The following is a 15,569-nucleotide window of genomic DNA, read 5'->3' as shown; positions in this document are numbered from 1 at the left end:
TCTGCAGGCGAGAGGTCACGGCCGCACCTCCATCGCCTGAGAGATGTAGAACCCGGAGGTCACACGCTCCACCGGGCGGATCAGGCCGCTGACGCCCTCAGCCCGCGCGGCCTGTGCCAGCGGTTGATGCGCATGCGGCACCATCACGGGGCTGCGGTCAGAGCGCGGGAAGAGCTTGCCCGCGTACCACATCGCCATCAGCAGGCGTGTGCGCGGCGCCACGGTGAAGACAATCGTGCCCCGCGTGCGCTGTTCCAATGCGTTCAGCGCACGACCGATATCAGCCGCCGTGTAATAGATCAGGCTGTCCATCGCGATCACATGATCAAACGGCCCATGATCCGCGCTGAGCATGTCGCCAGAGGCAAACCGCACCTGCTTGCGGTACTGTTCGGGCAGGCGCACATGGGCAATGTCGATGAGCTGCGGCGAGACATCCACGCCCAAAACCTCCGCCCCGCGCGCGGCAAGCTCGGCGCTCATCTGACCTGTTCCGCAACCCGCATCCAAAACGCGCTGACCGCTGAGATCCGCAGGCAGACGGCTGAGCAACAGCGCGCGCATCCGGTCCCGCCCCTGCCGCACCGTCTCGCGGATCTTGGACACCGGCGCATCCGAGGTCAGCCGCTCCCACGTGCGGGTCGCAGTTTTATCGAAATAGGTTTCGACACGCGCCCTTGTCGCGTCATAGCCCTGCGGGGCGGTGGAAGAGGCCAGTTCCGGCATCAATCAAAACCCAAAAGCTCAAAGATCTCACGGTCGGGCAACGGCGCGGGGGCCAGCGGTTCCGTCCCGTTCCACAGCGTCTCGGCCAGGCGAATGTATTCCTTGCGCACCTGCACAATTTCCTCATCATCCGGCATCTCAAAGAGGGTCTTCTTCTTCAAACGGCTCCGGCGGATCGCGTCGAGATCCGGCATATGCGCAATCCGGTCGAAGCCCACAGTCTTGCAGTAGCGATCCACCTCATCCGTCTCGCGGCTGCGGTTGGCGACACAGCCCGCCAGCCGCACCTTGTAATTGTTCGACTTGGCCTGCACCGCCGCAATGATCCGGTTCATCGCATAGATGCTGTCGAAGTCATTCGCCGTCACGATCAGCGCGCGATCGGCATGTTGTAGGGGCGCTGCAAAGCCACCGCAGACCACATCGCCCAAGACGTCAAAGATCACTACATCCGTATCGTCGAGCAAATGGTGCTGCTTGAGCAGTTTCACCGTCTGCCCGACGACATAGCCACCACATCCGGTCCCTGCAGGCGGACCCCCGGCTTCCACGCATTTGACGCCATTGAAGCCGTCAAACACGAAATCCTCCGCCCGCAGTTCTTCCGGGTGGAAGTCCACCTCTTTCAGAATGTCGATCACCGTCGGGACCAGCGTGCCCGTCAGCGTAAAGGTACTGTCATGCTTGGGGTCACAGCCGATCTGCAACACCCGCTTGCCCAGCATCGAAAACGCCGCCGAGAGGTTCGACGAGGTGGTCGATTTGCCAATCCCGCCTTTGCCATAGACGGAAAAGACCTTGGCCCCTTCGATCTTGGCTGTGTCGTCCTGATGCACCTGAACGGAGCCTTCGCCGTCCAGACCCTTCAGAGAGGGCGGTGTTCTGTCTAAGGGACTCATGTCAGTGTCCTTTCAAAGAGGGCGCGCGCGCCTTCATTGTTCCAAAAATATGCCCGCCGGAGGCACAGCAGCACTGGACGCATCGCTTTGCTCATTGCGCTGCAATCCCTTCGAGCTGATCCTCAAGCGCATCGGCGGCATCCTGCAAGGCAGCCAGCGTGTCAGCATCGGGGGACCAGTAGTTGCGGTCGTTGGCCTCCAACAGCCGGTTCGCCATGCGGCTGGAGGCAGTGGGGTTCAAATCGGCCAGACGCTGGCGCATCTCCGGGTCCAACACGAAGGTCTCGGAAATCCGCTGATAGACCCAATCATCCACCTGTCCGGTGGTGGCCGACCAGCCCAGCGTATTGGTCACATGCGCCTCAATCTGGCGCACACCTTCGGGGCCGTGCTTCAACAGCCCCTCAAAGAATTTCGGGTTCAGACTGCGCGCGCGCGTCTCCAGCGCCACCTGATCCTTCAGCGTGCGCACCTTGCCCGCCCCTCGGGTCTGATCCCCGATATAGACAGCGGCCTCGGACCCTTTCGCGCGTTTCACCGCACGGGCAATGCCACCCAGCGTGTCGAAGTAATGATCTACCGTGGTGACGCCCAACTCGACGGATTCGAGGTTCTGATAGGCCACATCCACTTCTGCCAGCGTCGCTTGCAACAGCGCCGCATTCGCCGCTGCTTTCCCATCGGTGCCATAGGCAAAGCTCTTGCGCGCCTCATAGGCGTCGGCCAACTCGTCTTCATCGCCAAAGGCAGAACTGTCCACCAGCCCGTTCACGTTCGAGCCATAAGCCCCTGCGGCATTGGAGAAGACGCGCAGCGCTGCCTCTTCCATCGCGCAGCCGGTTTTCTCGGCATAGGCCAGCGCATGGGCGCGGATGTAGTTCTGCGCCAGCGGCTCGTCAGCGGTGGCGCATTTCAGCGCGGCTTCGGCCAGCATCCGCGTTTGCAACGGCAACAGATCTCGGAAGATGCCCGAGAGCGTCATGATCACATCAATGCGCGGGCGGCCCAACTCCTCCAGCGAGACCAGATCGGCGCCCGAAATACGCCCGAAACTGTCAAAACGCGGGGTGCAGCCCATCAGCGCCAGCGCCTGCGCTATGGGCCCGCCATCGGATTTGATGTTGTCGCTGCCCCAGAGCACCAGCGCGACCGTGCGCGGCAAAGTCGCATGGGTGTCCAACAGAAGCTGTGCCTGTTTTGCGCCATCCTGACAGGCAAAGGCGGTAGGCATCCGAAACGGATCAAAAGCATGGATGTTGCGCCCCGTCGGCAGGATTTCTGGTGACCGGATCAGATCTCCTCCCGCCACCGGTGCCGTGAAACGCCCCGCAAGCGCGGCCATCAGCGCATCAAGCTCGGTCTCCTGCTGCAACAGGTGATCCACGCGCGCCCGTGTTTCGTCATCCAGATCCGGCAAAATACGCAGGTACTCCGCGCGCTCCGCATCACTCAGCGGCTGACCCACCACGTGCAGACCCTCGGGGATCAGCGCGTCCTCGGTCTCCAGCAGCTTGATCCACAAGCTCTCCGCCGGAATACCGCCCATATCGACCGCCGCGGCTTGCTCCGCAATCAGCACTTCCAACTCGGCGCGCTCGGGGGCCGCAGGGTCACTCCCCCGCCAGCGCGTCAGGCTGTCCTTCAGCTCTGCCAACCCCTTATAAAGCCCAGCGGTCGCGAGCGGTGGCGTCAGATGGCTGACCGTCACCGCATTGCTGCGCCGTTTGGCCAGTGTCGCCTCGGACGGGTTGTTGGCGGCATAAAGATAGACATTCGGCATATCGCCGATCAGCCGGTCGGGCCAATCTGTGGCGCAGGGTCCGGCCTGCTTGCCCGGCATGAACTCCAACGCCCCATGCATCCCGAAATGCAAAAGCACATCCGCCTTCAGCGTATTTTTGAGCCACAGATAGAAGGCCGTGAACGCATGCGTTGGCGCAAAGCCGCGCTCAAAGAGCAAACGCATCGGGTCGCCTTCATAGCCGAAGCTCGGTTGCAGCCCGACAAAGACCTTGCCGAACTGCGCGCCCAGCACAAACACACCGCGCCCATCGGACTGCACGCGGCCCGGCGCCGGCCCCCACTGCGTTTCGATCTCGCTCAGCCAAGGCGTGCTGGCCACAATCTCATCCGCGTTCACATGAGCGGCAACATTCGCTTCCTGACCGTATTGCTGCGCTGTCCCCTGCAAGACAGCCGCCCGCAGGTCCTCAACCGTCTCAGGCACCGCGACGTCATAGCCATCGGCCTTCATCCGGCTCAACGCATTGAAAAGGCTTTCAAAAACGCTCAAATAGGCCGCTGTTCCCGCTGCCCCGGCATTGGGTGGGAACCCAAAGAGCACAATGCCCACGGTCCGCTCAAACGCCTCCGACTGGCGCAGCCGCGCCTGCCGCTCGGTCCGCGCAACAAGCGCCTCGATCCGCTCCGGGCAGGGCGCCATGGACTTGCCCTGTTCCCCGCTCACGCAGCCTCGCGCGCAGCCGCGACACCCACCATCGCCATGCCGGCCTGCAAAGACCGTGGGGGTCGTCGCCCCGTCCAGCTCCGGCAAGGCGATCAGCATGGTGGTCTCAATCGGTCCCAGACCCTGCGCCGAAGCCGACCATTGATCCAGCGTCTGGAACTCCAACGGATGCGCCGCGATATAGGGCACGTCAAGCTGCTGCAGAACCTCAACCGCCGCATCATTGTCGTTGTACGCAGGGCCCCCAACCAGCGAAAACCCGGTCAGCGACACCAGCGCGTCGATCTTCACCTCCGTCCCGTCACGAAAGTAGCCATCGATGGCCGGGCGCCCATCAAGCCCGCCAGCAAAACCCGCCAAAACCTTGATGCCTCGCGCCTCAAAGGCCCGAATGACGGCGTCATAATGCGCCGTATCCGACGACAGCACGTAGGAACGCATCATCAAAAGACCCACGGTCATCTTGGGCTTCACGGGGCCGGGCGCGCGTGTCGCGTCCGTTGTGATCCGCCCGGGCAGATCGGGGTGATAAAGGCCCGTGTCAGGGTATTCGATCGGCGCAGCCGCGTCCGGTGCCGCAACCCAACCGGTGTTGGTGGCGTAGCGGTTCACCAGAAACCGCACCATCGCCTCGACATTGTCGTCCGAACCACCAAGCCAATACTGCATGGTCAGAAACCAGGCGCGCAAATCCTGGCTCTTGCCCGGGATATATTTCAGGATCTTGGGCAAACGGCGCAGCAACGCCATCTTCTGCGCGCCCGATGAACTCGACGGTTTCGACGACCCCCGCAGCCGCTTCATCAACTTCATGGTGCCCGACTGCGGCGCCATCATGTCCAGCGCACCCATGCGCGTCAGCTTCACGATGGCCGCGTCGGCAATCACCCCAACCATGGCGTCACACTGGTCGCGCCGGGCCTGCAGGCTGGGCAAGATGCGCGAGATATGTTCTTCGAGGAACAGCAGGTTGGCGATGATGATGTCGCCGGTCTCCACGGCCTCCCTGGCCGCTTCAAAAGCGCCCGGGGTCTCGCCCCACTCCGCCGCCGCATGCACGGAAAGAGACAGGCCCGGATAGTCCCGGCCCAGCCGCTCCATGGCGCGCATCGCCGGGCCCGCCGCATGGCTGTCCAGCGTCAGGATCACAACGCGGTAGCCGGGCAGGCGCCCGTTTATGCCCCGCTCATCGCGCATAATGGGCCTTCGCCTCGTAAAGCGTATCGACGCTGATCTCGGACACCCCGCGTTCCGTCGCAAAGACCTCCGTATTGCGCCGCGCCTTGCCGCGCACAAAGAACGGGATTTTCTTCAGCTCCCGTTCCGCATCCGCCAGCCAGATCACCTCCGCGCCCGGCTTCTTCTGGCCAGAAATATCCCGGGGGGGCGGCGCAGCCGCAGGGGCTGGCCCCCCTGCCACGTCCGGCCTCACCGCACGGCCACCGTGGTGCGAGGGGCCCGCCGCATCGTGGAACTCGAAATCGTCCCGGAACATGTGCAGCAGGTGCTCTTCCAGCCCCATGACCAGCGGGTGCACCCAGGTATCGAAAATCACATTTGCGCCTTCGATGCCCATCTGCGGCGAATACCGCGCCGGGAAATCCTGCACATGCACCGGGGCGGAAATCACCGCGCAGGGGATGCCAAGGCGCTTGCCGATGTGCCGTTCCATCTGCGTGCCGAGGATCATCTCGGGCTGGAGCGTCTCGATCACCCGCTCGACTTCGAGATAGTCGTCGGTGATCAGCGCCTCGAGGCCATAGTCCTTGGCCAGCGTCCGGAGGGGCCGCGCCATTTCGCGGTTGTAGCAGCCCAGGCCCACAACCTCGAAGCCCATCTCGTCCCGCGCGATGCGGGCCGCGGCGGCCACATGGGTGCCATCGCCGAAAAGGAAGACGCGTTTGCCGGTGAGATAGGTGCTGTCGACGGACTTGGAGTACCAGGGCAGACGCAACCGGCTGTCGTCCAGATAGGGATCGCGCCCGGTGATCTGCGTCACTTCGGCCACGAAATCGCGGGTGGCGCCGACACCGATGGGCACGGTTTTCGTGTAAGGCTGGCCCAGCTCGCGCTGCATCCAGCGGGCGGCACTCTCCGCCGTTTCGGGGTACATCAGCACGTTGAAATGAGCCGCGCCCATGCGCGCGATGTCGGAAGGACTTGCGGTCATCGGGGCCACCACATTCACGCTCACCCCCATGTCGCTGAGCAGCGAGGTCACTTCCGTGATGTCATCGCGGTGGCGAAACCCAAGCGCGGTCGGCCCGATCAGGTTGCAGGTGATCTGGGCCGTACGCTCCATCGGCTTGGCCAGCGCGCGCACGATCTGGAAGAAGGTCTCATCCGCGCCGAAGTTCTCCTTACGCTGATAGCTCGGCAGCTCCAGCGGGATCACGGGCACGGGAATATCCATGGTCTCGGACATGCCGCCCGGATCGTCCTGGATAAGCTCGGCGGTGCAGGAGGCCCCGACGATGAGCGCTTCGGGTTGGAAGCGATTGTAGGCGTCCCGTAGTGAGGTTTTGAAGAGATCGGCCGTGTCCGAGCCCAAATCGCGGGCCTGGAAGGTCGTATAGGTGACCGGCGGGCGATGGTTGCGCCGCTCGATCATCGTGAAGAGAAGATCGGCGTAGGTGTCGCCTTGCGGCGCGTGCAGCACATAATGCAGGCCGGTCATGCCGGTGGCGACGCGCATGGCGCCCACATGGGGCGGGCCCTCATATGTCCAGACGGTGAGCTTCATGGGCCACGTCCGATTTGCATATTTTTAGAACAATGAAGGGTCATGTGGTGGCCTCCAGATGCAGGAGGTCCGCGCGGCGCAGCGGGCGGGAGAAGAGCCCGGCGAGATCGCCGGCCTGTTCGTAGAAATGCACGGGCGTGAAGACCAGTTCGATGGCCCATTTGGTGGCGAGACCCTCTGCTTCGAGCGGATTGGCGAGGCCGAGGCCGCAGACCGTGAGGTCTGGGCGGGCTTGGCGGCAGCGGTCGAGTTGCAGATCGACGTCCTGGCCTTCGGAGAAGGTGGGGCCCTGGGCGAGCAGGTCGAGGTCAGGGCCGACGATGCCTTTGTGGATGAAGGGGGCGCTGATCTCGATAGCATCCATCCCGCATTCACGGGTCAGGAAGCGGGCCAGCGGGATTTCGAGCTGGCTGTCGGGGAAGAAGAAGATGGATTTGCCGCGCAGGGTTTCCGAGGCCTGCGCGATGGCTTTGCGGGCGCGGGCGCGAGGGGCTGCGGTGACTTTGTCGAAGGTCTCGGCGTCGACGCCGAATTCCTCGGCGATCACGCGCAGCCAGGCTGTGGTGCCTTCCTCGCCGAAGGGGAAGGGGGCGGGCAGGTGCCGGGCGCCGCGGCGGTCGAGTGCGGCATGGGTGTCTCCGAGAAAAGGCTGGGTGAGGGCAAAGACCGTGTTTTCACCGAGGCCAAGGTCTGCATCAGCACGCGGCGCGGGCAGGACCTTGATGGGGCCGATGCCCATGTCGGAGAGCAGAGAGACGGCCTGTTCCTCGACCACATCCGGCAGGGCGCCGACGAGCAGGAGCTGGCGCTCCGCCGTCTTTGGCAGCACCGGCACCATAGCGGCGAGGCAGGCGTCTTCGCCTTGGGTGAAGGTGGTCTCGATGCCGGAGCCAGAGAAGTTCAGCACCCGCACGGAGGGGGCGTATCTTTCGGTCATGCGTTCCGCGGCGCGGGCGAGATCGAGCTTGATCACCTCGGAGGGGCAGGAGCCGACGAGGAAGAGCTGCTTGATGTCCGTCCGCCGGGCGAGCAGCTGATCGACCACCTTGTCGAGTTCGGCCTGCGCATCGGCCATGCCTGCGAGGTCTGATTCTTCGAGAATCGCCGTGCCGAAGCGCGGTTCGGCGAAAATCATCACACCGGCGGCGGATTGCAGCAGATGCGCGCAGGTGCGGCTGCCGATCACGAGGAAAAACGCATCCTGCATCTTGCGGTGCAGCCAGATGATGCCCGTCAGACCGCAAAACACCTCGCGTTGACCGCGCTGTTTCAGAATCGGTTCATTGCGGCAGCCGCCGGACAGAGGAAGGCGCGGCGCTTCGGTCATGCGGTCGCCTCCTGCGCTGGCGTCTGCCCCAGCTCGACCTGCAATCGGGCGGCGCGCAACTTGAGGAGAAACTGTGCAGCATTGATGACGTAGGCGGCATAGGCCGCCAGCGCGAGCAGCATCAAAGGCGCGGGCTCAAGAGCGGCTGAAAACAATGCCCAGAGATAGGCGGTGTGCAGTGCGATCACAGCGAAGGAAAACACGTCTTCCCAGAAGAAGGTGGGCGCGAAAAGGTATTGACCAAAAACGATTTTTTCCCAGATCGCACCGGTGACCATGATCAGGTAGAGCAACCCGGTTTTCAGCAGGATCGAGGCGGTCGCGATCTCATAGCCAAGACCCGTCGCAAGGTAGCGTAGAACCAGCACGAAAGAGACCAGGAACACCGCAAATTGCAGCGGCGCCAGGATGCCCTGCACCAGGGTCCAGACAGTGGCATCACGGCGGGCGCGTTGCTCTGCCGTATAGAGCCCGGCCGGCGCGTTTCCTTGTGCCCTTTGATTGCGCATCTCGTGAATGACCTCTCCCGACGTCTGTCATCAACGGTAGCTGCTTTGAAAGAAAAGTGTCAACTCAAACTTACACTGGTGACTACCTGAGTTGACATTTGTATTTATCGGAAATCTTCAGATCTGTCGGAAGCTGTGGAAAAACCTGTAAATTCGACCGATCAGACCGAAACAGCTGCCAGCCCATTATGGAATGAATGTCAATTTGATTTGACATTACACATAACAAGGTCGAGGCTTACGCCATTCAGCGACTCCCTGCGGAGCTCGATTTCGCGACAGACGGAGGTCGCAAGGGTGATACCATGTCGCACGATGATCATTTCCAGACACGTGGATCTCCGCAAAATCGGCCGGAGGAGGTTGGTGCGCTTGCCTCACAAGTCATCTCCGTTCTGCGGGACCGCCAGGCCGGAAACAAGGACGGCGCGCGGCTGTTTGTCCTGGACCACCTGTTTCGAGCCATCCTCGTGCGCGGAGCGTTTGACGCCGAATTGATGCTGGATGAGTTGCGCGGCCACCGCCTTGGCCTGGATGAGATCATTGACCTCTACATTCCGCAGGCGTCCTGCCGTCTGGGTGAGGCCTGGGTTGATGATGACATAAGCTTTGCGGATGTGACGGTGGGGGCGCTGCGGCTGCAGGCTTTGTTGAGCGAGGCCACCGGGCGGATCCGGCTTGATCTGACGCCGGACGACAGCCGGTTGCGGGTGCTGGCGATCCTGCCGCATAATGAGCAGCATTTTCTGGGCGTCAGCGTGGCTGCGGCGCAGATGCGGCGGATGGGCTGTGAGGTCTCTGTATCCTTCGACGAAACCTTTGGTGCACTCAGCGCACGACTGTTGGAAGATATCCCCGATCTTGTACTGATCTCTTGCGCGAGGCTCGAAAGTCTTGAAACTGTCGCCGAGACAGTGCAAACCCTTCGAATGGCGCCGATCTCAGACCCCGTAATTGCGCTGGGTGGTGCTGTTTTGGCGGATGGTGACATAGCGGACTTGCAGGAAAGAACGGGCGTAGACGTGGTGACCAAAAGTGTAAAGGAAGCCATAGCCTTCTGCTCCAATTCCGGCAAAGTGCCGACACCTAGATGACAACCGGTGGCAGTACATTCTGGAGCAGCGGCGCTGTTCCGCTGATTGAGCCGGAGTTTCTGAGCAGCATTATCGGAGCGGCTTCGGACATTGCGCTTGTGGTGTCTGCCGAGGGTACAATCCTGTCGGTGGTGCTGAACAAACATTCAGAATCCTTTGGCAACCTCAAACATTGGGAAGGCCGCCCCGTTGTTCAGTTCCTGACCCGCGAGACCGCGCCCAAATTCGAGGCAGCCCATGCGGCCTATCTGCAGGGGGATGTGCCCGGCAAGCCGCTGGAGCTCAATCACAGCGACAATGCCGTCTGGCAGTATCCGGTGCGCTATACATTCCACAGGTTCGGGCAGGAGAACGCCGCCCTGCTGCTGGGGCGTGACCTGCGCCCGATCGCCGAGACTCAGCAACAGCTGGTGCAGGCCCAGATCGCGCTGGAGCAGGGCTATGAAGCGCGGCGCGAGTTCGATGCGCGGTTCCGGGTTTTGCTGAGCAGCACCGCTGAAGCCATCATTTTTGTCGCCGTACAGTCCGGGCGTGTGGATGACGCCAATGAAGCGGCCTCAGCCCTGCTGGGGGTGAAGATCGATGCGCTGAAGGGCAGCGCCTTTGCGCATCATTTCGCAGATCGCTCAACGGTTGAGCTGACCGAAAGCCTGATGAACGCGACGCTGGCGGAAGAAGGTGGCAAGGTCACCCTCAAATCGCGCAAGACCGGGCGCTCTATCCTGGTACATCCGGTGATTTTCCGGGCTGGCGGGCAACGGATCCTGCTGTGCCGGATCACGGCGGAGGAGGTTGCCGCGACCTCCGCTGACACAGCCGCCAATCAGACACTGGCGCTGTTCCGCACAAGCAGCGATGCGATGCTCTTCATGACCGGCAAAGGTGTCATCACCTCGGTGAATGAGAGCTTTCTCGACCTCGTTGGCGCGGCCCATTTGACTGATGTGGTCGGGCGAAGCCTGTCGGATTTTCTGGGCCGGGGCCAGATCGACCTTGGCATGCTGACAGACCCGCCGCAGCGATCCGGCCAGATGCGCACCTACGCAACCAAGATGACCAACGACCTGGGCGCCCGCCTGTCGGTCGAGATATCGGCCACCCAGTTGGACGATCAGCACACGCAGCTGATCGGCTGCATTTTTCGGGATGTCAGCCATATGGAAGCCACGCGTCCGCATGGCGGCGCAGCGCCGCAGATGCAAGCAGAGCCATCGCGCAACGTGATGGATCTTGTGGGCTCCGCATCGCTCAAGGACATCGTGGCAGAGACAACGGATGTGGTCGAAAAAATGTGTATCGAGACGGCCGTGGAATTGACCGGCAACAACCGCGTGGCGGCGGCAGAAATACTCGGCCTCTCGCGTCAAAGCCTCTACGTGAAACTGCGCAAATACGGGTTGCTCAGCAGGAACGGCTGAGACGGTCTGTCCTCTTGCACCGACTCGACCTGTCAGTCATAGTTGACACATGTCTGTCACTCAGGTCATACAGTCGCGCCGTTTTCCTGACCCCGCCGCCACGCTTCGTCTGATCAAGCCGATCACGTGGTTCCCGCCGATGTGGGCCTATCTCTGCGGCGTGGTGTCTTCGGGCGTCTGGCCTGCGGGTCAGTGGTGGCTGGTGATCCTCGGCGTGATTCTGGCCGGGCCGATCGTTTGCGGCATGAGCCAGGCGGCGAACGACTGGTGCGACCGCCACGTGGACGCGATCAATGAGCCGGACCGCCCGATCCCTTCGGGTCGTATTCCGGGCCGTTGGGGGTTGTGGATCGCACTGGCCATGTCGGTCCTATCACTGATTGTCGGTTGGCAGTTCGGGCCCTGGGGCTTTGGCGCAACCGTTCTGGGCGTGTTGGCGGCTTGGGCCTATTCCGCCGAACCGGTGCGGATGAAACGCTCCGGCGTCTGGGGGCCGGGCCTCGTGGGGCTCAGCTATGAGACGCTGCCCTGGTTCACCGGCGCTGCCATCCTCAGCGCAGGCGCGCCGTCGGTCTATGTGATCACCGTCGCGCTGCTCTATGGCATTGGCGCGCATGGGATCATGACATTGAACGATTTCAAGGCGCTGGAGGGCGACCGGCAGACCGGAGTGAACTCCCTGCCCGTAACCCTTGGCCCCGCGCGCGCAGCCAAGGTCGCTTGCACTGTGATGGCACTGCCGCAGGTGGTTGTGTTGGCGCTGTTGTTTCTCTGGGAGAAGCCGGTGCATGCGTTTGGCGTCGCCGCGGTCCTTGGCGCACAGTTCTGGGCCATGACCGTGATGTTCAAAGATCCGAAGGCCAAGGCGCCCTGGTACAACGGCACCGGCGTCTTGCTCTATGTCACCGGTATGATGATCACGGCCTTCGCGGTGCGGGGGCTCACATGACGCTGAGTTGGCTCGCCATTTTCCGCCTTGGCCTCGTGCAGATGTGCCTGGGCGCGATTGTGGTGCTGACGACCTCGACGCTCAACCGGCTGATGGTGGTGGAGCTGGCCCTGCCGGCCGTACTGCCTGGGCTGCTCGTGGCGCTGCACTATGGCATTCAGATCACCCGCCCGAACTGGGGGTTTCTGTCGGACACCGGCGGCAACCGGACACGCTGGATCATTCTGGGCATGGCGGCGCTGGCCGCGGGGGCGATGCTGGCGGCATATGGGGTTGTCGTTCTGGAGACCCGGTTTGGCGCGGGGTTGGCCATTTCAGTGGCCGCCTATGCGCTGATTGGTCTGGGTGTAGGTGCATCGGGCACCTCTCTGCTGGCCCTGCTGGCAACCGCCACAGCGCCCGCGCGCCGGGCCGCAGCGGCGACCATCACCTGGCTGATGATGATTGCAGGCATCGCGATCACGGCGGGCGTCGTTGGCGCGCAGCTTGATCCCTATTCCACCGGCCTGTTGCTGCGCATCGTCGCCTGCGTGACTGGCGGCGCGTTCCTGCTGACCTGCTTCGCGGTTTGGGGTATCGAGGCGCGCGTGCAGGCCGCCCCGGAGGCCACGCCGATGCCCTTCCGCGAAGGGCTGGCCGAGATTTGGGCGGAACGCAAGGCGCGCAATTTCACCTTCTTCGTATTCCTCTCAATGACCGCCTATTTCATGCAGGAGTTGATCCTTGAACCCTACGCCGGGCTGGTCTTCAACTTCACACCCGGGCAATCCACCTCACTGTCGGCTGCGCAGAACGGGGGCGTCTTCATTGGCATGGTGGTGGTCGGGATCATGTGCACCGGTTTCAAACTGGGCAGCCTGCGCGCCTGGGTGATGGGCGGATGCCTGGGGTCAGCCGCCATGCTCGCCGCGCTGACGCTGCTGGGCCAGACCGGGATGGGCGGGTTGCTGGTACCCGCCGTCGTCGGGCTGGGTGTTTTCAACGGCGTCTTTGCGGTGGCGGCCATCGGCTCGATGATGGCGCTGGCCGGGCAAGGTCGGCAGGCGCGCGAGGGCACGCGCATGGGGCTCTGGGGCGCGGCACAGGCGATGGCTGCGGGCTTTGGTGGCCTGACAGGCGCGGCACTCGTCGACGTGATGCGCGCGGGCGTCGGGCAGGATGCGACCGCCTTTGGCACAGTATTTTTGATCGAGGCGGGGCTTTTCGTAGCCTCCGCGCTCATGGCATTGCGGGTCATGGACCGGCCTGGCGTGCCACACCGAACATTGGTCCCGGGAGAATGACCTATGTATGATGTATTTGTCGTCGGCGGCGGCCCCTCGGGGGCAACAGCCGCGCTGGATCTGGTCAACTCAGGGCACAAGGTCGCGCTGCTCGACAGAGACGGGCGGATCAAGCCCTGCGGCGGAGCCATTCCACCCCGGCTGATGCAGGATTTTGACATTCGCGATGAACAGCTCGTGGCCAAGGTCAACACCGCGCGCATGATCTCGCCCACGGGGCGGCATGTAGACATCCCCATCGAGAACGGTTTTGTCGGCATGGTCGACCGCAAGGACTTTGACCCCTTCCTGCGCGCCCGCGCTGCCGCAGCCGGTGCCACAGCGCTGACCGGCACCTTTCTTCGGATCGAACGCGAAGAGGGCGCGACCTTTGTGGTCTACCGCGAAAAGGCCACGGGTGAAGAGCGCCGGGCGCAGACCAGGCTGGTCATCGGCGCAGACGGCGCGCGCTCAAAGGTCGGCCGAGCGGAGGTGCCGGGTGGCGATAAGATTCCCTACGTTCTGGCCTATCACGAGATCATCAAGGCACCGGGCAAATCCGAGGTCTATGACCCGGTGCGCTGTGATGTGATCTATGATGGGGACATCTCGCCCGACTTCTATGGCTGGATTTTCCCACATGGCGACAGCGCAAGCGTGGGCATGGGCACCGAAGTGTCATCGGTCGACCTCAAACAGGCGACAGCAGCCCTGCGGGACGCGGCTGGTCTGAGCGACTGCGAGACCCTGCGCAAGGAAGGTGCTCCGATCCCGCTCAAGCCTTTGGACCGATGGGACAATGGTAAAGACGTGATCCTGGCCGGAGACGCCGCTGGTGTCGTGGCACCCTCGTCCGGGGAAGGCATCTACTATGCGATGGTCGGCGGTCGGGTGGCGGCAACAGCCTGTGCCGCAACGCTGGCCTCGGGCCGGGTGAAAGATCTGCGGCTGGCGCGCAGCCTTTTCATGAAGGAGCACAAGATGGTGTTTCGCGTGCTTGGGTCGATGCAGAACGCCTATTACCGCAGTGACGAGCGGCGGGAGCGGTTTGTCTCCCTCTGCCATGACATCGACGTGCAGCGGCTCACATTCGAGGCCTATATGAACAAAAAACTCGTCCGCGCGCGCCCCATGGCCCACCTGAAAATCGGCCTGAAGAATCTTGCGCATCTGAGCGGTCTTGTGGCACCCACACGCGTATGACGATCATGATCCCGGCCTGGGTCGACGGCACGCTGACACCTGTGGAAAAGCTCGAAGCGCATGTGAAAGGCCTGCGCCACAAGGCGGTCTCGGTCTTTGTGGTGCGGGGCGACGCGGTGCTGATGCAGCAGCGCGCAATGTGCAAGTATCACACCCCCGGCCTCTGGGCGAACACATGCTGTACGCATCCCGAATGGGATGAGACGCCCATCGCCTGCGCCACGCGGCGGTTGCGGGAAGAGATTGGCGTGACCGGCCTTGATCTGGAGTATCGGCGGCATCTTGAATACCGCGCGGAGGTGGGCGGCGGCTTGATCGAACATGAGGTCGTGGATGTCTTTGTCGCTGAGGCGCCAATGGATCTGAAGGTCTCGCCCAACCCGGATGAGGTCATGGCCACCGCGTGGATGTCGCTGGATCAGCTGCGCAAGAAGATCGACCAGACCCCGGAAAAGTTTACGCCCTGGCTGCGCATCTACCTGCAGGACCACGGGGACAAGATATTGGGTGAGCGCGCCGTAACCGGCATCTAGGTCACCTACCCGCTGCCTGTTGAGCAAAGATTATACCCCGGTCTTGAAGACAGATGAAACGAGCTTTTCATCCGAAGGGCGACGTGTTTGACGTGAGTTATAAGTTGAACTCCCGCTCACCCAGGCGGGAATGTATTTTCCAATTTATTCAATAGTATAGATTGATTTCGCGGTCATCCATCAAGCGCCAACGCCGGGTGTCTGTCACTGACTTATGCAGCGACGCGCCTGCCCAATGTCTCCTGAGACAGCCGCGCCAAGCCACGCTGGCCGAGATATCAGAGGCTGAATACATTGACCTCCGAGGGGCCGCCCGACTTGCCGCTCAGATAAGCGCGTCAACCAAAATCTGTGCGCAAATGCGGGTCCGGGGTATCGCTATGGGCTGATACGCACATTGAGATGGCAACTCGATCCCACGTCTTCTGGGCATTGCGGC

General features: G+C 62.5%; 12 protein-coding genes. 6 read left to right on the top strand and 6 right to left on the bottom strand.

What is annotated here, in order from left to right; all coding sequences use genetic code 11:
• Nucleotides 1–15 precede the first annotated feature (15 nt).
• The 6 genes from bchM to bchF all read right to left on the bottom strand — a co-directional run bounded on the left by bchM (nt 16) and on the right by bchF (nt 8,671).
• Nucleotides 16–726 (bottom strand): magnesium protoporphyrin IX methyltransferase, encoded by a 711-nt coding sequence (gene bchM / locus So717_RS06025; protein WP_159975311.1) that lies wholly within the window; start codon nt 724–726, stop codon nt 16–18.
• The gene (gene bchL / locus So717_RS06020; protein WP_159975310.1) at nt 726–1,625 is read right to left on the bottom strand and encodes a ferredoxin:protochlorophyllide reductase (ATP-dependent) iron-sulfur ATP-binding protein; all 900 of its coding nucleotides are present in this window, start codon (nt 1,623–1,625) and stop codon (nt 726–728) included. Before bchL ends, bchM begins: the two co-directional genes overlap by 1 nt.
• A 91-nt stretch (nt 1,626–1,716) precedes the next feature.
• On the bottom strand, nt 1,717–5,289 hold the full coding sequence (locus So717_RS06015) for a magnesium chelatase subunit H (RefSeq protein ID WP_159975309.1): 3,573 nt from the start codon (nt 5,287–5,289) through the stop codon (nt 1,717–1,719).
• Nucleotides 5,279–6,835 (bottom strand): ferredoxin:protochlorophyllide reductase (ATP-dependent) subunit B, encoded by a 1,557-nt coding sequence (gene bchB / locus So717_RS06010; protein WP_159975308.1) that lies wholly within the window; start codon nt 6,833–6,835, stop codon nt 5,279–5,281. The genes So717_RS06015 and bchB overlap by 11 nt, the downstream gene beginning before the upstream one ends.
• Before the next feature lie 40 nt (nt 6,836–6,875).
• Nucleotides 6,876–8,162 carry a ferredoxin:protochlorophyllide reductase (ATP-dependent) subunit N gene (locus So717_RS06005; protein WP_159975307.1) on the bottom strand — a complete coding sequence of 429 codons (1,287 nt, stop codon included), beginning with the start codon at nt 8,160–8,162 and terminating at the stop codon, nt 6,876–6,878.
• Entirely contained in the window at nt 8,159–8,671 is a 513-nt protein-coding gene (bchF, locus tag So717_RS06000; RefSeq protein ID WP_159975306.1) for a 2-vinyl bacteriochlorophyllide hydratase, read from the bottom strand. The genes So717_RS06005 and bchF overlap by 4 nt, the downstream gene beginning before the upstream one ends.
• Nucleotides 8,672–8,976: 305 nt before the next feature.
• On the opposite strand from bchF, the gene So717_RS05995 reads away from it, so the two are divergent.
• The 6 genes from So717_RS05995 to idi are packed head-to-tail and all read left to right on the top strand — an operon-like array spanning nt 8,977 to nt 15,130.
• Nucleotides 8,977–9,765 (top strand): cobalamin B12-binding domain-containing protein, encoded by a 789-nt coding sequence (locus So717_RS05995; RefSeq protein WP_159975305.1) that lies wholly within the window; start codon nt 8,977–8,979, stop codon nt 9,763–9,765.
• Nucleotides 9,762–11,183: a transcriptional regulator PpsR gene (gene ppsR / locus So717_RS05990; RefSeq protein WP_159975304.1), complete on the top strand. Its 1,422-nt coding sequence runs from the start codon at nt 9,762–9,764 to the stop codon at nt 11,181–11,183. Before So717_RS05995 ends, ppsR begins: the two co-directional genes overlap by 4 nt.
• A 49-nt stretch (nt 11,184–11,232) precedes the next feature.
• Nucleotides 11,233–12,132, top strand: coding sequence for a chlorophyll synthase ChlG (gene chlG, locus So717_RS05985; protein ID WP_159975303.1), 900 nt, complete (start codon nt 11,233–11,235; stop codon nt 12,130–12,132).
• Complete coding sequence (locus So717_RS05980; protein ID WP_159975302.1) at nt 12,129–13,415, top strand: BCD family MFS transporter; 1,287 nt, start codon at nt 12,129–12,131, stop codon at nt 13,413–13,415. Before chlG ends, So717_RS05980 begins: the two co-directional genes overlap by 4 nt.
• A 3-nt stretch (nt 13,416–13,418) precedes the next feature.
• The gene (locus So717_RS05975; RefSeq protein ID WP_159975301.1) at nt 13,419–14,597 is read left to right on the top strand and encodes a geranylgeranyl diphosphate reductase; all 1,179 of its coding nucleotides are present in this window, start codon (nt 13,419–13,421) and stop codon (nt 14,595–14,597) included.
• On the top strand, nt 14,594–15,130 hold the full coding sequence (gene idi, locus So717_RS05970; protein ID WP_159975300.1) for an isopentenyl-diphosphate Delta-isomerase: 537 nt from the start codon (nt 14,594–14,596) through the stop codon (nt 15,128–15,130). Before So717_RS05975 ends, idi begins: the two co-directional genes overlap by 4 nt.
• Nucleotides 15,131–15,569 lie beyond the last annotated feature (439 nt).

The sequence above is a fragment of the Roseobacter cerasinus genome (genome assembly GCF_009811755.1).
GTDB classification, from domain to species: Bacteria; Pseudomonadota; Alphaproteobacteria; order Rhodobacterales; family Rhodobacteraceae; genus Roseobacter; species Roseobacter cerasinus.
Note: the sequence above shows the minus strand (reverse complement) of the source record. Positions and strands in the feature narration are given on the sequence as shown.